Here is a 19685-nt window from a genome sequence, read left to right on the forward strand (position 1 = left end):
CGCAGCGTCGCCCGCGGCAAAACGAAAGGAGACGGTGATGAAAGCCAGGGATCGAGGTTCGGTTGTTTTCGGGCGGCGCGCGGTGCTCAGGGCGATCGCCGCCAGCGGCGCGGCGGTGGTCGGAAGCGCATTCGGTGCGCCATCCGGCACGCCGGAGGGCGGCCTGCTCCGGCGACGCATCCCGTCGTCCGGCGAATTGATCGCCGCCGTCGGGCTGGGTACCTACCAGACCTTCGATGTCGCCGATTCCGCCAGCACGGCCCTGGAACCGGTCTTGGCGCGTTTCGTGGCGCTCGGCGGGCAGCTGGTCGACAGTTCGCCGATGTACGGGCGTTCCGAATCGGTGCTCGGAGAACTGGCGGCGAAGCTCGGCGTGCGCGACCGGCTGTTCCTGGCGACCAAGGTATGGACCAGCGGGCGCGGTGAGGGCATTCGACAAATGGAGGCATCACTCAGCCGCTTGCGTACGCAACAGCTTGATTTGATGCAGGTTCACAATCTGCTCGACTGGCAGGCGCAGCTGCCGACCCTGCGCGAGTGGAAGGAGCAGGGAAGAATTCGCTACCTCGGCGTCACGCACTATCACGAGGGTGCCTACCGCGAGGTTGAAGCGCTGCTGCTCGCCGAAAACCCGGATTTCGTGCAGATCAACTACAGCATGGCCGAACGCGACGCCGAAGAGCGCGTGCTGCCGCTGGCGCAGGATCTGGGGATCGCCGTCATCATCAACCGCCCCTTCGCCAAGGCCTCGCTGTTCTCGCGCGTGCGCGGCAAGCCGCTGCCCGAATGGGCGGCGGAATTCGACTGCGCCAGCTGGGCCCAGTTCTTCCTCAAGTTCATCCTCGCCCAGCCGGCAGTAAGCTGCGTCATCCCGGCGACCAGCAAGGTCAAACACCTGGAAGACAACCTAGCCGCAGCGCGTGGCCGGCTGCCCGATGGCCGACAAAGAGCGAGGATGGCTGAGTACCTCGCGCGGATTTGAACGCCGGCCTTTCTGGCAATCACGGGAAGGGGTCTTGCGTGTGCCGCGACAACAAGGCACCGTGGCCTGAATCCGCGATTGACTGTAGCGGCTTGCGTCAGTGATACTTGTCAATGGTGTCAGTGAGTTTGACTCTTCGCAGGTTCATTCAGGCCGAAAAGCAGAGGACTATCAACATGTACAAGACTGTTCTGGTACCCATCGACATGGCACACCTCGCCGAAGGCAAGGCCAACGTCACTCTTGCCGCAAGCTACGGTGCGCAGGGTTCGAAGATCATTTTGCTCAACGTCGTGGAGGACATTCCGAACTGGGCGGCGGTCGACCTGCCGGCAGGCCTGCTCCACAAATCCGTCGAAGCGACAAAAGCGGAACTGACCGCGATAGCCAAAGCCAGTGGCATGCACATGGATGTCGATGTAAGGACCGGCCATTCCTACGATACGATTCTCGATGTGGCCAAGGAAAGCAATGTCGATTTGATCATCATCGCCTCCCATCGTCCCGGCCTGCAGGATTATTTCCTCGGCTCGACCGCGGCCAAAGTGGTGCGCCACGCCAACTGTTCCGTATTGGTGGTTCGCTAGCAAGCTGACTTCCGGCTTTCGCCCGATTCGTCGGGCGGTCGCGCGGGCTGAGGTAGACCGATACCCGTTGCACCCGCGCCACGCGGCGCTGCGCTAGCTCAACACCCATGGAACGAGCACCGGAAGCAGGAGTGCCGTGACCAGGCCATTGAGCCCCATCGCCAGGGCCGCGAAGGCGCCCATTTGTTCGCTCTCCTGGAAGGCGCGTGCGGTACCGATGCCGTGCGCGGCGATACCCATGGCGAAGCCGCGCACGCCGTCGTCTTCGATATGCAGGGCGCGGAAGACGTAGCGCGCGCCAATCGCGCCGATGATGCCGGTGGTGATCACCAATACGGCGGTCAGCGACGGCAGGCCACCAATGCGTTCGGCGATGCCCATGGCAATCGGGGTGGTCACCGACTTGGGTGCCAGCGACAGCAGCGTCGCCTTGCTGGCGCCGAGCACGCCGCCGATGGCCACGGACGAGAGCGCGGCGCTCAGCGAGCCAACGAGCAGGGCGCCGAGCAACGGGATGGCCAGGCGTTTCAGGCGGGCGAGCTGAGCGTAGAGCGGAATGGCGAGGGCGACGGTCGCCGGCCCGAGCAGGAAGTGCACGAACTGCGCGCCGTCGAAGTAGGTGCCGTACGGGGTGTCGGTAATCCACAGCAGGCTGACCAGCGTGGCCACCGCCAGTAGAACGGGATTGGCCAGCGGATGGCCATGGCAGCGCCTGCTGACGTAGACCGCGCCCTGATAGGCGAGCAGCGTTAGGGTCAGGCCGAGCAGCGGCGAAGCGGACAGGTAGACCCAGATCTCGTCAAGGCGGGCGTTCATGGCGCGTCACTCTGCAGGTCTCGGCGCCGGGAAAGGACGCGTAGCGTCAGCGCGGTGACCGCGATGGTGATCAACGTGCTGCCGAGCAGGGAGAGTGCCAGCGCCAGCCATTCGTCTGACATGCGCTGGAAGTGCAGCATGACGCCGGTACCGGCAGGGACGAAGAGTAGCGAGAGGTGCTGCAGCAGTCCCTGCGCAGCATTGCGCAGTTCGCCGGAGGGGCCGCCGCGGGCGACGAGAGCGGCAAATAGCAACGCCATGCCGATCACCGGCCCCGGGATCGGCAAGGCCAGTGTTCTGGCAAAGATCTCGCCGATCAGCTGAAAAACGAGGAGCAGGGTGATGGCACCGATCATGCTGGCGGCTCGGGCGTAGAGGTGGCGTGGTCGCCAGTATAGCGGAAGCGCCCGCGCGGGCATCCGCTATGCTCGGGCAGGAGCGGGTAGAAGCGAGGGCGCGCACGGGCGAGCGATCATGCGAACGCGCCGCGCCGGACAATCTACTTGCCTTCGCTCTCGTTCTCCAGCGTCTCCTCCAGGCTCTCGAGATCCTTGCGATTCTGTCGAAAAAAGAGGCGCAGGCCCCAGACTAGGCCTGCGGCGATGACCGCCAGCAGGGCTATGGCTCCCCAGTTGATGCCGACCGCCGACTCCGGATCCATCAGTTTCTCCTTTGGGTGACGAAAACCCGTGGCGTTTAGGTGCGCGCCGCTCCTCCGGGCCTGGAGTCGGCGTTGGCGGACAGCCGGGCGGCCCCTACCGCGGCATCATCGTCGGAATGCCGGCAAGCGGACCCCGGGAATCCGGGCGCGAATACTGCTTTGACCTTGATATGGCAAACGGCAGTAAAATCAATTATGCTGGTCTTTCCAAAACACGAATAAATACGGAGTTCGACGTATGACTAATAAAGGGCAACTTTTACAAGACCCGTTTCTCAACACATTGCGGCGTGAACGAGTTCCCGTTTCGATTTACCTGGTCAATGGTATCAAACTGCAGGGTCAGGTTGAATCCTTTGATCAGTACGTCGTCCTGCTCAAGAACACGGTCACGCAGATGGTCTACAAGCATGCCATTTCGACGGTCGTGCCGTCGCGTCCGATCACCATCCAGCAGGATGCCAACGGCGAGGGCTGATCGATTACCGTCCGGCTGCTGCGGCGCGAGTTTGCGCGCCAATTTCCCTCTTCCGACCTTCTGACCCGCTCCGATCTCTTCACGGCGGAGCCAATTCTCCCGGAATATCTGCATGCATGAGCGTCCCTCAGTCGAGGAAAGGGCGGTCATCGTCCAGCTCGACTTCGGCCACGACGACCTCGCCGAGCAACTTGAAGAAGTCCGTTTGCTGGCGCTTTCTGCCGGTGCGTCGATTTGCGCGGTGGTCCATGGTCGTCGCCACAGCCCGGACGCGGCGACTTACGCCGGCAAGGGAAAGGTCGGGGAGGTGGCCGCCGAGGTGCTCGCGCACGAGGCCGACCTGGTGATCTTCAATCACGAACTGAGCGCTGGCCAGGAACGCAATCTCGAGCAGGCGCTGCAGTGTCGCGTCATCGATCGGACCAGTCTGATTCTTGACATCTTCGCGCAGCGGGCAAAGAGCGCCGAAGGTAAGTTGCAGGTCGAACTGGCGCAGCTCGAACATCTGTCCACGCGGCTGGTTCGTGGCTGGACACACCTGGAGCGGCAGAAAGGGGGTATTGGTCTGCGCGGTCCGGGGGAGACGCAGCTGGAAACCGACCGTCGCTTGCTCGGTATTCGGGTCAAGTCGCTCAAGGAGCGCTTGGTCAAGCTCGAGCGTCAGCGTGGCGTTCAGCGCAAGGCGCGTGGACGGGGCGAATTGCTCAACGTGTCGCTGGTTGGCTATACCAACGCCGGCAAATCGACCCTCTTCAATGCGCTGACCCATGCCGGCGTTCTTGCGGCCGACCGGCTTTTCGCGACGCTGGATACGACCACGCGCAAGCTGTGGCTGGCCGAGGCCGGGCATATCGTGCTCTCCGATACCGTCGGCTTCATTCGCGACCTGCCGCACTCGCTGGTGGCCGCTTTTCACGCCACGCTGGAAGCGACGGCCGAGGCGGATCTCCTGCTGCATGTGGTTGACTCGGCTAGTCCGGCGCGCGACGAGCAGGTGGGCGATGTCAACAAGGTACTGGCCGAGATCGGCGCGGCCGGGGTTCCGCAACTGATGGTACTCAACAAGCTCGATCTTACCGGCCTGCCGCCGACAGTCGAGCGGGATGAATATGGTACACTCCTGCGGGTTCGCGTCAGCGCCAGACGTGGCGACGGCTTGTCGCTGCTGCGCGAGGCGCTGGCCGAGGTGGCTTTGGCCAAGAACCGGAATCTGCGCCAGCAGTCATCCGGTGAGGCTGACTTACAGGATATCGATATGGTTTTTGATTCAGATGGTTCGGCATGATTTCAATCCCTGGAGTGCGTATGTCGTTGAATGATCCGCAGTGGGGAAATCGCGGCAACGATAACAACGATGGCGGTGGTGGACGGCGTCCCAATCAGGGGCCGCCGGACCTCGATCAGTTGTGGCGCGACCTCAATCGTCGTTTGTCGGGAATTTTCGACAAGAAGCGGGGCGGCGGCGACCGCGGTGGCGACGGTGATGGCGGCGATCGCCCACCGGTCCAGTTCAGTCCAAAATTCCTCGGTGGCGGCATCGGTATGCTGCTCGTCCTGGTGCTCATCGTCTGGTTGGCGAGCGGCTTCTACATCGTCGACGCCGGGCAACGTGGTCTCGTGCTCCAGTTCGGTCGCTACAAGGAAAGCTCTGATCCGGGTCTGAGGTGGCGTCTGCCGTACCCGATCCAGTCGCATGAGCTGGTCAACCTTTCCGGCGTGCGCACGCTCGAAGTCGGTTATCGCGGCACCGAGAGGAACAAGGTTCTGAAAGAGGCGCTGATGCTCACGGATGATGAAAACATCATCAATATTCAGTTTGCCGTGCAATACATACTCAAGGACCCCTTTGACTACGTCTTTGCCAACAGAAATCCGGACGAGGCGGTGATGCAGGTGGCTGAGACGGCCATTCGCCAGATCGTCGGCAAGAACAAGATGGACTTTGTTCTCTACGAAGGTCGCGAACAGGTGGCGGTCACGGCCTCGCAGCTGATGCAGGAGATCCTTGATCGCTACAAGACCGGGATTCTCATTTCGAAGGTCACCATGCAGAACGCGCAGCCGCCAGAGCAGGTTCAGGCGGCGTTCGATGACGCGGTCAAGGCTTCGCAGGATCGCGCTCGGCAGAAGAATGAGGGCCAGGCCTACGCCAATGATGTGATTCCGCGAGCGCGCGGAACGGCGGCACGCCTGTTCGAGGAGTCCGAAGGTTACAAGCAGCGCGTCATCGCCAGGGCCGAGGGTGATGCCAGCCGCTTCACACAGATCTACACCGAGTACGCCAAGGCGCCCGAAGTGACCCGCAGCCGCATGTACCTGGACACCATGCAGGAGGTCTATGCGAATACCAGCAAGGTGCTGGTCGATAGCAAGGGGCAGGGCAATCTGCTCTATCTGCCGCTCGACAAGCTGATCCAGGCCGCCGGGGCGGTTGCGGCGTCGCCTGGTGGCGCTGCCAGCAGCCCGGAAACGCCTGCTGCGGTGGCTCGTTCGTCGCCGCCGATATCCAACGAGGTGCCGCCGCAAATGAGCGAAGGCCGTTCGCGCGAAAACCTGCGCCAGCGTGATCGGGAGGCCCGTTGATGAGAGCGAGCGTGAATTTTCTTGCGGCCGTCGTGGTGACTGCACTGGTCGTTCTCGGCGCGACGATCTTCACCGTTGACCAGCGCCAGCACGCCATCGTCTTCCAGCTTGGCGAGGTGCGCGATGTCATCGACGAACCGGGTCTCTATTTCAAGTGGCCGCTGATCCAGAACGTGCGCTATTTCGACAAGCGCATTCTCACCCTGGACGCTGCCGAACCCGAGCGCTTCATCACGTCAGAGAAGACGAACGTCCTGGTTGATTCATTCACCAAGTGGCGGATCATCGACCCAAAGCTTTACTACATCTCGGTGGCCGGTGACGAATCGCGTGCCAAGACACGACTGTCGCAAACGGTCAATGCCGGCCTGCGCGAAGAGTTCGGCAAGCGAACCGTGCATGATGTGGTTTCCGGTGAGCGTGATCAACTGATGGAGTTGATGCGCGAGAAAGCCGATCTCGATGCGCGCAAGATCGGTGTGCAGATTGTCGACGTGCGTGTCAAGCGCGTTGAACTGCCAAGTGACGTCAGCGAATCGGTCTATCGGCGGATGGACGCCGAACGCAAGCGGGTGGCCAATGAGCTGCGTTCGCAGGGTGCTGCAGACGCCGAGAAAATTCGCGCCGACGCCGACAAGCAACGCGAGGTGATCGTTGCCGAAGCGTATCGCGACGCGCAGAAGATGAAGGGTGAGGGCGACGCCAAGGCGGCCGCGACCTATGCCCAGGCGTTTCAGCGGAATCCTGAGTTCTATGCCTTCTATCGCAGTCTGGAGGCCTATCGCAACAGCTTCAACGGCAAGAGCGACGTGATCGTCGTCGAGCCGAGTTCGGATTTCTTCAAGTACATGAAGAGCATCGGCCGAGGCGGCGACAACACCGCCAAATGACCGACAATCTGTTGCTTGCTCTTGCCCTCATGCTGGTGCTTGAAGGACTGGTCCCGTTCGTGGCGCCAAACGCCTGGCGTGAGACATTTCGTCGCCTGATCCGTTGTTCGGACGGGCAAATCCGTTTCGTTGGCCTGACGTCGATGTTGATCGGCCTGGTCCTGTTGATGGTCTTCCGATGAACTGGCTGCTTCCCGAACATATCGCCGACGCGCTGCCGTCCGAAGCCGCGCAGATCGAACGGCTGCGGCGGGCGCTGCTCGACCTTTTCCGCGTCCATGGCTACGAGCTGGTTCTGCCGCCGCTGCTCGAGCATCTCGATTCCCTGCTCACCGGTTCGGGGCAGGATCTGAAGCTGCGCACGTTCAAGCTGGTCGACCAATTGTCGGGCCGCACGCTCGGCGTGCGCGCCGACATGACGCCGCAGGTCGCCCGCATCGACGCCCATTTGCTCAATCGCCAGGGGGTCACCCGGCTTTGCTATTGCGACAGCGTTCTCCACACCCTGCCGGCGTCGCTGGCCGCGAGTCGCGAACCGATACAGCTCGGCGCAGAGGTTTTCGGGTATGCCGGCCTGGCCGCTGATCGCGAAGTGATTCGCTTGATGGCCGATGCCTTGAACGCCGCTGGCGTTCCGGCTGCGCGCATCGACCTCGGTCATGTCGGCGTGTTTCGCGCGCTGGTGGACGCCGCTGGCCTCGATGGAGAACTCGAGGGGGCTCTGCTGCAGTTGCTGCAAGCCAAGGACGTGCCAAGGCTGCGCGAGCGGTGCAGTAGCATGGACGAGCCCTGGCGCTCGGCACTGCTCGCCTTGCCCGAACTTTACGGCGACGTCACGACGCTTGCCGTTGCTGCTCGCGCCTTGCCGGCCCTGCCACCAATCACGACGGCTCTCAACGCCTTGCGCGAACTGCAGGCGGCGCTGCCGGACCTGCCCCTGTCGTTCGACCTGGCCGATTTGCGTGGCTATCGTTATCACAATGGCGTTGTCTTCGCCGCCTATCACGCAGCCTTCCCGAGTGCTGTCGCGCTCGGCGGCCGTTATGACGGCGTCGGCAAGAGCTTTGGTCGAGAACGGCCAGCGACCGGTTTTTCGCTCGACCTGCGCGAGCTGGCACGGCTGACGAGCGCGCGCGGCGAGCCGGAGGGGGCAGTGTTGGCACCTTACGTGGCCGACTGCAGCGCCCTGGCCGAAGCGATCGCGGCTTTGCGGGCGCAGGGTGAGGTCGTCGTCGAACTGCTGCCCGACGAACAGGGCGGCGCCGGACCGTTGTGCGACCGGCAACTGGTCGACGCCGACGGGCAATGGGTAATCAGGGCAATCAACAGGGACGGATAACAAGCATGGCCAAGAACGTCGTAGTCGTGGGCACGCAATGGGGCGACGAAGGCAAGGGCAAGATCGTCGACTGGCTGACTGATCGCGCCAAGGGGGTCGTTCGCTTCCAGGGAGGGCATAACGCTGGCCACACCCTGGTTGTCGGCGAGAAGGTATTCAAGCTCAACCTGGTACCCTCGGGAATCGTTCGCGAAGGCGTCGACTGCTTCATTGGCAACGGAGTGGTGCTCGACATTCACCACCTGATCAGCGAGATGGAAGTGCTCGAGTCGGGAAATATCGACGTGCGCTCGCGCCTGAAGATCAGTCCCGGTTGCCCGATCATCCTCGGCTACCATTCGGCACTCGATCATGCTCGCGAGGCAGCCAAGTGTGCGGATCTGAAAATCGGCACCACCGGCAAGGGTATTGGCCCGGCCTATGAAGACAAGGTGGCACGCCGCGCGCTGCGCGTTTACGACCTGTTCTATCCGGCACGCTTCGCCGAGCGCTTGCGCGAGAACCTGGACTACCACAATTTCGTCCTGACCCACTATCTGGGCGCCCAGGCCGTCGATTTCGACGCTGTTCTGGCGCAGGCAATGGCTGACGCCGAAGTGATCAAGCCTCTGGTGAGCGACGTCTCGGCGGCGCTGCATGCGCTCAACAAAGCCGGCCACAATCTGCTTTTCGAAGGTGCCCAGGGTGCCTTGCTCGACATCGATCACGGCACCTACCCCTTCGTGACCTCGTCGAACTGCGTCGCCGGCCAGGCGGCTGCCGGGTCCGGCGTCGGCCCGGGGATGCTGCATTACGTTCTCGGAATTACCAAGGCGTATTGCACACGCGTTGGCGGCGGTCCGTTTCCGAGTGAGCTGGATATCGAGAAAGAAGGGCTGCCGGGCTACCAGATGTCGCAGAAGGGTCGTGAATTCGGCACTGTTACCGGGCGCAAGCGCCGCTGTGGATGGCTCGACGTGGCGGCGCTCAGACGTTCGATCCAGATCAACGGCGTGACCGGGCTGTGCATCACCAAGCTCGACGTCCTCGACGGCTTGTCCGAGCTGAAGATTTGCACCGGTTATCTGCTCGACGGAAAGCCCGTCGACCTGCTGCCGATGGGGGCCGACGACGTTGCGGCGTGCGAGCCGGTGCTCGAGACCTTGCCCGGCTGGTCGGGGTCGACGGTCGGTGCGAATACGATGGCCGCGCTGCCAGCCTCGGCGCGCGCTTACCTGGCGCGCATCGAGGAACTGTGCGAAGTGCCGATCGATATTGTGTCGACCGGTCCGGAGCGCGGCGAGACCGTCGTTCACCGCCACCCGCTAGGCTGATTTCGCCTCCGATCTGAGCTCGGCGCGCGTCGGCGTCGGGGCCCTCCGCAAGCGCTGCAAGGCCCGCCAGGATGGCGTTCAAGCGGCTGCGGGAGGGGCCGGTGGCGCAGCGAGGGCGCTTCGTTCGAAGCGCCTGGCTTTTTCTCGCCGTCGGCTTCGTCAGCGCCGTCTGGACATCGCTTGCGTCCTTGATATCATGCCGCCAGGTTTCGCTACCGCAGGAGGCAGGCATGGGAATTCTCGACTGGTTCATGAACCGGCCGGCGCAATTCGATACCGATCGAGTATCGGAGGCAATGATTCGCGGGGCTACGGAGAAAGCGATCACGCTGACCAACCCGCGCCTGAGCGTACTGCCCTCCTGCCATGCGCGCCTGGCGCCAGCGGTCGACACGACGATCAGGTATCTCCGGGCGATGGTCGAGGAACTGCCCGGTGCCACGCTTGTGTCGTCGGCCACCTGGTCTTCCGATCGCGCCTTGCGGGCGTTTTTTGTCGCGCCGTCGGATATCCCGACGGTTCTCGGGCGTTCGGAAAACCTGCGCACGCTGTTTGACAAGTATCCCGCCCTCGACGAGGCCTGCGTCCTTCTGGGCATGAGCTTCAACGAGCAGCGCGTTTTCGGGGTGGCCTTGCACGGCGAAGTCGTCCGCCGTGACGTGGTGCAAACGAGGGTCAGCTTCTCGGACCATCGCGCGCATGTCTGTGCGCAGGACGAGGGCGAACTGCGCCGCCTGATCGGAGTGCAAGCCTTCGAGTATCTGCTCGCGCAGGCCTTGTCGGAGATCGGCGAGGACAGGGCCGAGCGGCAGGAGTTGGAGGGTAATCGCGCACTGATCCGGGCGCGTCTGCGCCTGCTTCGCAGGCAGGGGCCGGGCCTGGGGTCAATGTTCGGTGGTGCTCCGGGCGAAGTGTCCGAGCAAGCCGAGCTGCAGGCGAAGCTACTGGAAAACGGGCGCCAGCTGGAGGTCGTCGGAGATAGTCAGACGGCGCTCGAAATGGAGCTTGAGTGCCTGAAGGAGGTGCTTGAGCATCCACAGCGCTGCCTGTGCGTGGCGCAGAAGACCTTGCGCCTGAACACGATGAACGTGCTGTGCGACGAAGCGAGCGCGGACCTTGTCGCCGATGTCGCCTTTTCGCTGGCGGAGTTGACGGGTGAGCCGCCGGTGCAGCGAGCGTTCGTGCTGGCGCGCTTCGCGCGCGCAGATCTTCCCTCCCAGACAATCAATTTCGACGCCGCCGCGCGTTATCTCTAGCGCGTGGACGCCGTCGTCGGCAGCGGAAGGCCGCGCAGCCCGCTTCGATTTCTCTGTTCATCGCGCTGGCGACCTGTACAATCGGCCGAGCAGGGATATGCCGTCGCATATCTGCCAAGCAACCAGGAGGATCAGGCATGAATCGAGAGGAACTTCGTGACCAGCTGCTGGCGCCGGTTCTCCAGTGGACCCGCCTGGGGCGGCAGACCAGCCGCCTGATGACGGCGAGTACCGCGGTTATCAGTTATCGCAGTCGTCGCCTGCTGCGCGCGGGCGCGCTCACCCGACGGGCAGACTGGGCCGAGGCGGCCCAGATGGCTCGCGAGAAGGTCGAAGTGCCTCTGGAATCTGCGACCGCGATGGCCGCGGCGATGCTTCCTGTCATGCAACAGTTCTGGACGCACGCCGGGCAGTCGATGCTCGCCTGCACCAGCGACAGCCTGTCGCTGGCCTGCAGTCGCAATTCCGAACAGTTCCGCGAGCGGCAGGCGGAACTGGGCACGACCTTGATCAATGTCACGGTCGGCTGGTTTCGGCTGCTTGGCAGCGTTGCCGACGTGGCGAGCCAGGGCGTGGCGCCGGTGCTTCGGCAGGTGCAGGCGAACGCGGCGAGGCTCGAAAAGCGCTGAATTGTCGATCGCCGCTGGTCTGCCGGGTTTCCCGGCGCGCTCGCCTGTCGTGTCCGCGCCGGGATGCCATCCGCTTGTATCTCGTCCCGACCTGGCCGGGTTGCGCAAAAACCTCTGCTAATCAGCCACTCGCCGAGCCTTGGGAAGGGGCTGGCGTGCTAGAATCACGGGCTTGATCAAGACGATGACATTCCTCCGGAAGTCACGTTGCCAGCGGAAAAAAGATGGAAGCCTTCGCCAAAGAAACCCTGCCCATCAGTCTCGAAGACGAGATGCGTCGATCGTATCTCGACTACGCCATGAGCGTGATTGTCGGGCGTGCCCTGCCCGACGCCCGCGATGGTCTGAAGCCGGTGCATCGCCGTGTGCTGTTCGCCATGCACGAGTTGTCGAACGACTGGAACAAGCCTTACAAGAAGTCGGCACGGATCGTCGGTGACGTCATCGGTAAGTATCATCCGCATGGCGATATCGCGGTTTATGACACCATTGTGCGCATGGCACAGAATTTTTCCTTGCGCTACATGCTCGTCGACGGGCAAGGAAACTTCGGCTCGGTAGACGGCGACAACGCCGCGGCGATGCGCTACACCGAAGTGCGCATGGCGCGAATCGGCCACGAGCTGCTCGCCGATATCGACAAGGAAACGGTCGATTTCGGGCCCAACTACGACGGCTCGGAGCAGGAGCCGCTGGTCATGCCGGCGCGCATTCCGAATCTGCTGATCAACGGTTCCTCGGGTATCGCGGTGGGCATGGCGACGAACATCCCGCCGCACAACCTCGGCGAAGTGGTGGATGCGTGTCTGCTCCTGCTGGCGAACGCAGAGGCGACGATCGACGAACTGATCGCCATCATGCCCGCCCCGGATTTTCCGACGGCCGGCATCATCTACGGCATCGCCGGTGTCTGTGAGGGCTATCGCACCGGGCGCGGGCGGGTGGTGATGCGTGGCCGGACGCACTTCGAGGATCTCGAAAAGGGCAACCGGCAGGCGATCATCATCGACGAACTGCCGTACCAGGTGAACAAGCGGACCTTGCTCGAAAAGATCGGCGAACTCGTCAACGACAAGCGCATCGAGGGTATTTCCGATCTGCGCGACGAGTCCGACAAGTCGGGTATGCGCGTGGTGATCGAACTCAAGCGCGGCGAAGTCGCCGAGGTGGTCCTCAACTGCCTGTACAAGCAGACCCAGCTGCAGGACACCTTTGGCATGAACATGGTGGCGCTGGTCGATGGTCAGCCGCGGCTATTGAACCTCAAGCAGATGCTCGAGTGCTTCCTCTGGCATCGCCGTGAAGTTCTCACCCGGCGTACGGTTTTCGAGTTGCGCAAGGCGCGCGAGCGGGCACACATCCAGGAAGGTCTGGCGGTGGCCCTCGACAATGTCGACGAGATCATCGCCCTGATCAAGGCGTCGCCGACGCCGGCCGATGCCCGCCGAGGCCTGATGGCGCGGCCGTGGAAGTCGCCGACGGTGGCCGAGATGCTCCGCCGCGCCAAGCTCGACGCGACCCGGCCGGACGGAACGGGGCTCGAATTCGGCCTGTCGGAGAGCGGTTACCAGCTTTCGGAGGCGCAGGCGCAGGCGATCCTGGAACTACGTCTGCAACGCCTGACCGGCCTCGAGCGCGACAAGATCGTTGCCGACTTTGGCGAACTGCTGGCGCGTATTGCCGATCTGATGGATATCCTGGCGCGACCCGAGCGTATCACCGAGATGATCGTCGAAGAGCTGACCGGGATCCGCGCCCAGTTTGGTGACAAGCGGCGCTCGGAGATCGTCATCAGCACGCAGGACCTCGGCATTGCCGATTTCATCACCCCGGTGGACATGGTGGTGACGCTCTCGCATACCGGCTACATCAAGTCGCAGCCATTGGCCGACTATCGTGCGCAACGGCGCGGCGGGCGCGGCAAGCAGGCAGCGGCGATGAAGACCGACGATTTTGTCGATCGCCTGTTCGTGGCCAATACTCACGACTCGATTCTCTGCTTCACCAACCGCGGCCGGGTGTATTGGCTGAAGGTCTACGAAGTGCCGCAGGGAACGCGCACCAGCCGGGGCAAGCCGGTGGTCAATGTCTTCCCCTTCGAGGATGGCGAAAAGATCAGTGCCATCCTGCCGATCAAGGAGTTTGCCGACGATCGCTACATTTTCATGGCCACGTCGCAGGGAACGGTGAAGAAGACGCCACTGTCCGATTTCTCCAATCCGCGCAAGAACGGGATCATTGCCGTCGCCCTCGACGACGAGGATTTCCTGATCGGCGCCGAGGTCACCAATGGCAGTCAGGACGTGATTCTTGTCTCCGATGCCGGCAAGGCGGTGTGGTTCGACGAGGAAGACGTGCGGCCGATGGGGCGCACTGCGCGCGGCGTGCGCGGCATGCGGCTGGCGGACAGGCAGCAGGTCCTGTCGCTACTGATCGCCGATAGCGACCAGCAAACGGTTCTCGTGGCGACCGAGAACGGCTTCGGAAAACGCACCGCGCTGGCCGATTTCCGCCATTCGGGACGGGGTACGCAAGGCGTCATCGCCATTTCCGCCAGCGAACGCAACGGCAAGGTGGTTGCCGCTCGCCTGGTCTCCGACGACGACGAAATCATGTTGATCACCACCGGCGGCGTGCTGATCCGCACCCGAGTACGCGAAATCCGTGAACTCGGCAGGGCAACGCAGGGTGTCACCCTGATCGCGCTTGACGCCGGTGAAAAGCTTGCCGGTCTGGAGAAGGTGGTCGAGAGCGAAGATGAGGCCGACGTTGGTGAACTGGACGAGCACAACAGTGCGCCGGGGGAGCAGGACGCCCCCGCTGATCCAGAAGAGGAGTGATACGCATGGACCGCGTGCCTGATCGCCGGTGTCGAGCTCTCGCCCGGCAGTTCGCGTCGGTCGTGCGGCTGCCGCTGGCGCTGGCTGGGCACGCGGCGGCGTGATGAGCGACGACCTGCAGCGCGAACTCGCGCTTGTCCGGCAGCAGATCGATAGCGTCGACGGGCAGTTGCTCGGACTGCTCAATCAGCGTGCGCGCTTTGCCCAGCAGGTTGGCGAGATCAAGGCGCGTCACGGTGAGGCGGGTTTCATTTATCGCCCCGAACGTGAAGCGCAGGTCTTGCATCGCATTCAGGAAGAGAACTCGGGGCCGCTGTCGAACGAGACCGTGACCTGGTTCTTCCGCGAGGTGATGTCCGCCTGCCTGTCGCTCGAGCAGCCCCTGGGAATTGCTTTCCTGGGCCCGCTCGGGACCTTTTCGGAAAGCGCCGCGACCAAGCACTTCGGCCACGCCGCGCGTCTGATGCCGCAGATTTCGATTGATGACGTCTTTCGGGAAGTCGAGGCCAGCCATGCCGATTACGCAGTGGTCCCGATCGAAAACTCAACCGAGGGGGCCATCGGGCGCACGCTCGACCTGTTGTTGACCACGCCGCTGAAGATCTGTGGCGAGGTGGTCTTGCGCATTCATCAGCATTTGCTGTCGAACGAGGCTTCGCTCGGCGAGGTCAAGAAAGTGTATTCCCACGCCCAGTCGCTGGCGCAGTGCCACGAGTGGCTGAATCGCTCGCTGCCGAAGGCGCAGCGCATTTCGGTGGGCAGCAATGCGCAGGCGGCGCAGCTGGCGGCCGCCGAAGCGGGCGCGGCGGCGCTCGCCGGCCAGGCTGCTGCCGAGCGCTACTCTCTGCCGCAGCTGGCGAGTAACGTCGAGGACGAACCGAACAACACGACGCGTTTCGTCGTTCTTGGCCGCCAGGACGCCGGGCCTTCGGGGCGCGACCGGACGTCGCTGATCATGTCGGCGCATAATCAGACCGGCGCGCTGAGCAAGCTGCTCGCGCCGTTCTCCGATGCCGGCGTGTCGATGACCCGGCTCGAGTCGCGGCCGGCACGGCATACCCTGTGGGCCTACGTCTTCTTCGTCGATCTCGAAGGTCACCGTGCCGACGCGGCGGTCAGGACGGCGCTTGCCGAGCTTGCGCGGCGTGCGCCCTACCTGAAGATTCTCGGCTCGTACCCGATGGCCGCCACTTAGGCCGATCGACTTTTCGCGGAACGCAGATGCCACTCGACGAACAATCATTGCCGTACATTCGCTCGATTTCACCGTACCAGCCGGGCAAACCGATAACCCAGCTGGCCCGGGACCTGGGCCTGCCTGTCGACAGGATCGTCAAGCTGGCGTCGAACGAGAATCCGCTCGGTATGAGTCCCAAGGCGCAGGCAGCGGTGGGCGTGGCGATCGCTGGCTTGTCGCGCTACCCGGATGACTTCGCCTTGAAGCAGGCGCTCGCTGAGCGTAGCGGTCTGGGAATGGAGCGCATCGTTCTCGGTAACGGGTCGAATGACGTGCTCGATCTGGTCGCTCGTGTTTTTCTCGCCCCGGGCCGCTCGGCGATCTTCGCTCAGTATGCTTTTGCCGTCTATCCGCTGGCGACGATTTCCACTGGCGGCGAGCCCATTGCCGTCGCGGCCAGCGACTACGGCCATGACCTGGAGGCGATGCTGGCGGCGATCAGGCCCAACACGCGATTGATCTGGATTGCCAACCCGAACAACCCAACCGGCACTTTTCTGCCCTATGCGCAGCTCAAGACGTTTCTGCAAGCGGTGCCGTCGAACATCGTGGTGGTCCTCGACGAAGCCTATAACGAATACCTGCCGCCTGCAGAGCGCGTTGATACAACCGCCTGGCTGGCCAGGCACGGGAACCTGGTAATTACGCGCACTTTCTCGAAGATCTACGGTTTGGCCGGTCTGCGCATCGGCTACGCCCTGTGCTCGGCGGAAATTGCCGACCTGATGAATCGCGTTCGCCAGCCGTTCAATTGCAACAACCTGGCTTTGGCGGCGGCTGTGGCGGCGCTCGATGACCATGAATTCGTCGCCAGGAGCTACGCGCTGAACCGGGCGGGCATGGAGCAGATCATTGCCGGGCTGAAGCGACTCGCTTGTCGCCATATACCGTCACACGGAAATTTCCTGACTTTCTACGTCCCGGAGGCGGCAGCGGTAAACCAGAAGCTGCTCAGCAACGGGGTGATCGTCCGCCCGATTGCGGCTTACGGGATGCCCGACTGGCTGCGCGTCACGATCGGCACCGAGAGCGAAAACAGCCGTTTCCTGGAAGCTTTGGAGGTGTCCTTGTGAGTGATCCCGGCGTGGTTTTCCTGCCATGAGCGACACGGCTCCGTTGGGCAAGGTCGTCGTCTTTGGCGTTGGTCTGATTGGTGGCTCCTTTGCGCTGGCGCTGAAGGCCGCCGGACAGGCCGCCGAGGTGGTCGGTTTCGGGCGGACGCTTGGCTCGCTGACACAGGCGCTGGAACTGGGCATCGTCGATCGGGCCGGGTTCAACGTCGGTCAGGAAGTGTCGAATGCCGACCTGGTGCTCATCGCCACCCCGGTCGGGACGACGCCGGAGGTCATGGCGCGCATCGCGCCATGCCTGGGGTCGCAGACCGTCGTAACCGACGCCGGCAGCACCAAGGAAGACGTGGTCGAGGCCGCGCGCGCCTGTTTTGGCGAGCGCATCGGACAATTCGTCCCGGCGCACCCGATCGCCGGCGCCGAGAATAGTGGCGCACTCGCTGCGCGGCCTGATCTCTATCGTGGAAAGCAGGTGGTGCTGACACCCTTGGCAGAGAGCAGCGAGCTGAGCATTGCGCGCGTACGTTCAGCGTGGGAAGCTTGCGGAGGCGAGATCCGGGAGCTTGCTCCGGCCGAACACGATCGGGTATTCGCGGCCGTCAGCCACCTGCCGCACCTGCTGTCGTTTGCGTTGGTGCACGATCTGGCGCGTCGTGACAACCGCGAGCTTCTCTTCGCTTACGCGGCCAGCGGTTTTCGTGACTTCACGCGCATTGCCGCCAGCCATCCCGAAATGTGGCGCGACATCTGTCTGGCCAACCAGAAGGCCCTGCTCGAGGAACTCGATCGTTATCGGGAGCAGCTAGACGAGCTGCGCGACGCCCTGCAACGCGGCGACGGCGCCAGCCTCGAGGCCACCTTCGACGTCGCCCGCACGGCGCGGCGCGAGTGGGCGGAGAGCAAAACAAGGACGTGAACGTGGATTTCATCGATCTGCCGCAGCTGCTCGCTGCCCGGGGCACGCTGCGCCTGCCCGGTTCGAAGAGCATTTCCAATCGCGTCTTGCTCCTCGCTGCGCTGGCCAGCGGCGACACCGAGCTTCGCGACCTGCTGCAGTCGGACGATACCGCACGAATGATCGACGCGCTGCGAAAACTTGGCGTCAAGGTAGAGGCGCTGGCCGACAAGGGCTTTCGGGTCAGCGGCGTCGGCGGCGTTTTTCCGCTTCGCCAGGCCGATCTTTTTCTTGGCAACGCGGGAACGGCCTTCCGTTCGTTGACCGCGGTACTCGCTCTGGCTGGCGGCGATTATCGACTCTCGGGCGTTGCGCGCATGCACGAACGACCGATCGCCGACCTCGTCGATGCCTTGCGCCAGCTCGGGGCCGAGATTACTTACGCTGAGCAGGGCGGTTTTCCGCCACTGCTGATCTCGGCACCGACGCCGTGCCCGGTCGATCTGGTGAGAGTGCGCGGTGACGTGTCGAGCCAGTTTCTCAGCGGTTTGCTGATGGCCTTGCCACTGCGCGGCGTGGCGACGACGGTCGAAGTCGTTGGCGAGCTGATTTCCCGACCCTACGTAGATATCACGCTGGCCAGCATGGCGCGCTTTGGCGTCGAGGTGCTGCGCGAGGGCTGGCAGCGCTTCACGGTCGCCGCCGGTAGCGCTTATCGCTCGCCGGGGGTGGTGGAAGTTGAGGGCGATGCCTCGTCAGCGTCATATTTTCTTGCCTTGGGAGCGCTGGGCGGTGGTCCGCTACGCGTCGAGGGCGTTGGTCGCGACTCGCTTCAGGGCGATGTGCGCTTCGCCGATGCTCTGGCCGGGATGGGGGCTAAAATCACCGTTGGCGATAGCTGGATCGAGGCTGCCGCCGCGGACGACGGCAGGCTTCGGGGTGTAGATCTGGACTGTAATCACATTCCCGACGCGGCCATGACGCTGGCCACCGTCGCGCTGTTCGCCGAAGGGCCGACGATTTTGCGCAACGTCGCCAGCTGGCGGGTCAAGGAAACCGACCGCATCGCGGCCATGGCCTGCGAGTTGCAGAAGCTGGGTGCAAGCGTCGAAACCGGCGACGACTTCATCCGCATCGTGCCGCCGGCCCGAGATCGGGGCCTTCGCCCGGCGGCAATTGATACCTACGACGACCATCGCATGGCGATGTGCTTTTCGCTGGCGGCGCTGGGTACGCCCTTGCGAATCAATGACCCGGCGGCCGTCGGCAAGACTTTCCCGGACTACTTCACGCGTTTCGCCGCAGTCACCCAGCCTGTGCCGGTGGTGGCTATCGATGGCACTTCGGCTTCCGGCAAGGGGACAGTCGCTTCGCGAGTGGCCGCGGCGCTCGGCTGGCATTATCTGGATTCCGGGGCGCTCTATCGCCTTACTGCACTGGCTGCCCGCAGGGCCGCCGTCGGCTGGGACGATGAAGCGGCTGTGGCGGGGATTGCCGCCAATCTCGACGTCGACTTCGCAGGCGGGGTAACCAGGCTCTCCGGTGAAGATGTCGGCGACGCCATACGCAGCGAGGAAATCTCGGGCGGCGCGTCACGGGTCGCGGCGCTGCCTGCCGTACGTGCCGCGCTGCTCTTCCGGCAGCGGGCTTTCCGCCGCCCGCCTGGACTGGTGGCCGACGGGCGCGATATGGGCGCGGTGGTATTCCCCGATTCAATGACCAAGGTCTTCCTCACGGCGAGCGTCGAGATACGCGCCGAGAGGCGCCATAAGCAGTTGATCGAAAAAGGAATCGCTGCTAGTATTGCAGCCCTCTTGCTGGATCTGCGCGAACGTGACGAACGGGATAGCCAACGGTGCGTCGCGCCGATGCAGCAAAGTGCGGATGCTGAATTGCTCGACACGACAAACCTGACCATAGCCACCGCGGTGGCGCAGGTGCTGGACTGGGTCAACAAGGTCTCCGAAAGAGGGTGAAACGGTTTTGCCGTTCGCCAAAGGTGTTGTCAGTTCCACACGTCATTCCGTCGGCACAGTGGCCGTTCCCTCCAGGGTCTGCCAGTGCAGTGTTCGTGCTCACCGCTCTGGTGCGCGATGCGGAGTGCTCGGA

The 19685-nt window shown here is 63.4% G+C and carries 19 protein-coding genes; 16 read left to right on the forward strand and 3 right to left on the reverse strand.

What is annotated here, in order from left to right:
* Window positions 1–37: 37 nt before the first annotated feature.
* Both QZ613_RS04300 and QZ613_RS04305 read left to right on the forward strand, forming a co-directional pair.
* Window positions 38–982: an aldo/keto reductase gene (locus tag QZ613_RS04300; protein WP_043565353.1), complete on the forward strand. Its 945-nt coding sequence runs from the start codon at window positions 38–40 to the stop codon at window positions 980–982.
* Between the two features lie 176 nt (window positions 983–1158).
* Window positions 1159–1569 (forward strand): universal stress protein, encoded by a 411-nt coding sequence (locus tag QZ613_RS04305; protein ID WP_043565354.1) that lies wholly within the window; start codon window positions 1159–1161, stop codon window positions 1567–1569.
* A 93-nt stretch (window positions 1570–1662) separates the two neighbouring features.
* Here the strand turns inward: QZ613_RS04305 and QZ613_RS04310 are convergent, their stop codons facing one another.
* From QZ613_RS04310 to QZ613_RS04320, 3 genes are all read right to left on the reverse strand, one after another.
* Window positions 1663–2385 carry an LrgB family protein gene (locus QZ613_RS04310; protein WP_043565355.1) on the reverse strand — a complete coding sequence of 241 codons (723 nt, stop codon included), beginning with the start codon at window positions 2383–2385 and terminating at the stop codon, window positions 1663–1665.
* On the reverse strand, window positions 2382–2741 hold the full coding sequence (locus QZ613_RS04315; RefSeq protein ID WP_043565357.1) for a CidA/LrgA family protein: 360 nt from the start codon (window positions 2739–2741) through the stop codon (window positions 2382–2384). Before QZ613_RS04315 ends, QZ613_RS04310 begins: the two co-directional genes overlap by 4 nt.
* A 143-nt stretch (window positions 2742–2884) precedes the next feature.
* Window positions 2885–3046 (reverse strand): hypothetical protein, encoded by a 162-nt coding sequence (locus QZ613_RS04320; protein ID WP_291901682.1) that lies wholly within the window; start codon window positions 3044–3046, stop codon window positions 2885–2887.
* Between the two features lie 238 nt (window positions 3047–3284).
* Between QZ613_RS04320 and hfq the strand changes: the two genes are divergently transcribed.
* The 14 genes from hfq (at window position 3285) to QZ613_RS04390 (ending at window position 19552) form a co-directional block, all read left to right on the forward strand.
* Window positions 3285–3524, forward strand: coding sequence for an RNA chaperone Hfq (hfq, locus tag QZ613_RS04325; protein ID WP_043565359.1), 240 nt, complete (start codon window positions 3285–3287; stop codon window positions 3522–3524).
* Between the two features lie 112 nt (window positions 3525–3636).
* Window positions 3637–4809, forward strand: a complete 1173-nt coding sequence (hflX, locus tag QZ613_RS04330; RefSeq protein WP_043565360.1) for a GTPase HflX — start codon at window positions 3637–3639, stop codon at window positions 4807–4809.
* Between the two features lie 20 nt (window positions 4810–4829).
* Window positions 4830–6107: an FtsH protease activity modulator HflK gene (gene hflK / locus QZ613_RS04335; protein ID WP_043565362.1), complete on the forward strand. Its 1278-nt coding sequence runs from the start codon at window positions 4830–4832 to the stop codon at window positions 6105–6107.
* Window positions 6107–6997 carry a protease modulator HflC gene (gene hflC / locus QZ613_RS04340; protein ID WP_043565364.1) on the forward strand — a complete coding sequence of 297 codons (891 nt, stop codon included), beginning with the start codon at window positions 6107–6109 and terminating at the stop codon, window positions 6995–6997. The genes hflK and hflC overlap by 1 nt, the downstream gene beginning before the upstream one ends.
* Window positions 6994–7179: a DUF2065 domain-containing protein gene (locus tag QZ613_RS04345; RefSeq protein WP_042330770.1), complete on the forward strand. Its 186-nt coding sequence runs from the start codon at window positions 6994–6996 to the stop codon at window positions 7177–7179. Before hflC ends, QZ613_RS04345 begins: the two co-directional genes overlap by 4 nt.
* Window positions 7176–8336, forward strand: coding sequence for an ATP phosphoribosyltransferase regulatory subunit (locus QZ613_RS04350; protein ID WP_043565366.1), 1161 nt, complete (start codon window positions 7176–7178; stop codon window positions 8334–8336). The genes QZ613_RS04345 and QZ613_RS04350 overlap by 4 nt, the downstream gene beginning before the upstream one ends.
* 5 nt (window positions 8337–8341) lie before the next feature.
* Window positions 8342–9649 carry an adenylosuccinate synthase gene (locus QZ613_RS04355; protein WP_291867806.1) on the forward strand — a complete coding sequence of 436 codons (1308 nt, stop codon included), beginning with the start codon at window positions 8342–8344 and terminating at the stop codon, window positions 9647–9649.
* A gap of 230 nt (window positions 9650–9879) precedes the next feature.
* Complete coding sequence (locus tag QZ613_RS04360; protein ID WP_291867810.1) at window positions 9880–10905, forward strand: hypothetical protein; 1026 nt, start codon at window positions 9880–9882, stop codon at window positions 10903–10905.
* 137 nt (window positions 10906–11042) lie between these two features.
* Window positions 11043–11534 (forward strand): hypothetical protein, encoded by a 492-nt coding sequence (locus QZ613_RS04365; RefSeq protein WP_043565372.1) that lies wholly within the window; start codon window positions 11043–11045, stop codon window positions 11532–11534.
* A 224-nt stretch (window positions 11535–11758) separates the two neighbouring features.
* Window positions 11759–14374: a DNA gyrase subunit A gene (gyrA, locus tag QZ613_RS04370; protein ID WP_291867815.1), complete on the forward strand. Its 2616-nt coding sequence runs from the start codon at window positions 11759–11761 to the stop codon at window positions 14372–14374.
* A 103-nt stretch (window positions 14375–14477) separates the two neighbouring features.
* Window positions 14478–15569, forward strand: a complete 1092-nt coding sequence (gene pheA, locus QZ613_RS04375; RefSeq protein WP_043565375.1) for a prephenate dehydratase — start codon at window positions 14478–14480, stop codon at window positions 15567–15569.
* Between the two features lie 26 nt (window positions 15570–15595).
* A complete protein-coding gene (gene hisC, locus QZ613_RS04380) occupies window positions 15596–16684 on the forward strand; it encodes a histidinol-phosphate transaminase (protein WP_043565377.1) in 1089 nt (362 codons plus the stop codon).
* Between the two features lie 25 nt (window positions 16685–16709).
* Complete coding sequence (locus tag QZ613_RS04385; protein WP_043565379.1) at window positions 16710–17597, forward strand: prephenate dehydrogenase/arogenate dehydrogenase family protein; 888 nt, start codon at window positions 16710–16712, stop codon at window positions 17595–17597.
* Between the two features lie 2 nt (window positions 17598–17599).
* Complete coding sequence (locus tag QZ613_RS04390; protein ID WP_291867909.1) at window positions 17600–19552, forward strand: bifunctional 3-phosphoshikimate 1-carboxyvinyltransferase/cytidylate kinase; 1953 nt, start codon at window positions 17600–17602, stop codon at window positions 19550–19552.
* Window positions 19553–19685 lie beyond the last annotated feature (133 nt).

This window comes from Candidatus Accumulibacter sp. ACC005 (genome assembly GCF_907163215.1).
In the GTDB taxonomy this organism is placed as follows: Bacteria; Pseudomonadota; Gammaproteobacteria; order Burkholderiales; family Rhodocyclaceae; genus Accumulibacter; species Accumulibacter regalis.

Coding starts and splice junctions, on each gene's coding strand:
- QZ613_RS04320 (WP_291901682.1), bottom strand. CDS start 3,046: ATGGATCCGGAGTCGGCGGTCGGCATCAACTGGGGAGCCATAGCCCTG.
- hflK (WP_043565362.1), top strand. CDS start 4,830: ATGTCGTTGAATGATCCGCAGTGGGGAAATCGCGGCAACGATAACAAC.
- hfq (WP_043565359.1), top strand. CDS start 3,285: ATGACTAATAAAGGGCAACTTTTACAAGACCCGTTTCTCAACACATTG.
- QZ613_RS04305 (WP_043565354.1), top strand. CDS start 1,159: ATGTACAAGACTGTTCTGGTACCCATCGACATGGCACACCTCGCCGAA.
- QZ613_RS04365 (WP_043565372.1), top strand. CDS start 11,043: ATGAATCGAGAGGAACTTCGTGACCAGCTGCTGGCGCCGGTTCTCCAG.
- pheA (WP_043565375.1), top strand. CDS start 14,478: ATGAGCGACGACCTGCAGCGCGAACTCGCGCTTGTCCGGCAGCAGATC.
- QZ613_RS04355 (WP_291867806.1), top strand. CDS start 8,342: ATGGCCAAGAACGTCGTAGTCGTGGGCACGCAATGGGGCGACGAAGGC.
- hflX (WP_043565360.1), top strand. CDS start 3,637: ATGCATGAGCGTCCCTCAGTCGAGGAAAGGGCGGTCATCGTCCAGCTC.
- QZ613_RS04350 (WP_043565366.1), top strand. CDS start 7,176: ATGAACTGGCTGCTTCCCGAACATATCGCCGACGCGCTGCCGTCCGAA.
- hisC (WP_043565377.1), top strand. CDS start 15,596: ATGCCACTCGACGAACAATCATTGCCGTACATTCGCTCGATTTCACCG.
- QZ613_RS04310 (WP_043565355.1), bottom strand. CDS start 2,385: ATGAACGCCCGCCTTGACGAGATCTGGGTCTACCTGTCCGCTTCGCCG.
- gyrA (WP_291867815.1), top strand. CDS start 11,759: ATGGAAGCCTTCGCCAAAGAAACCCTGCCCATCAGTCTCGAAGACGAG.
- hflC (WP_043565364.1), top strand. CDS start 6,107: ATGAGAGCGAGCGTGAATTTTCTTGCGGCCGTCGTGGTGACTGCACTG.
- QZ613_RS04300 (WP_043565353.1), top strand. CDS start 38: ATGAAAGCCAGGGATCGAGGTTCGGTTGTTTTCGGGCGGCGCGCGGTG.
- QZ613_RS04360 (WP_291867810.1), top strand. CDS start 9,880: ATGGGAATTCTCGACTGGTTCATGAACCGGCCGGCGCAATTCGATACC.
- QZ613_RS04385 (WP_043565379.1), top strand. CDS start 16,710: ATGAGCGACACGGCTCCGTTGGGCAAGGTCGTCGTCTTTGGCGTTGGT.
- QZ613_RS04315 (WP_043565357.1), bottom strand. CDS start 2,741: ATGATCGGTGCCATCACCCTGCTCCTCGTTTTTCAGCTGATCGGCGAG.
- QZ613_RS04345 (WP_042330770.1), top strand. CDS start 6,994: ATGACCGACAATCTGTTGCTTGCTCTTGCCCTCATGCTGGTGCTTGAA.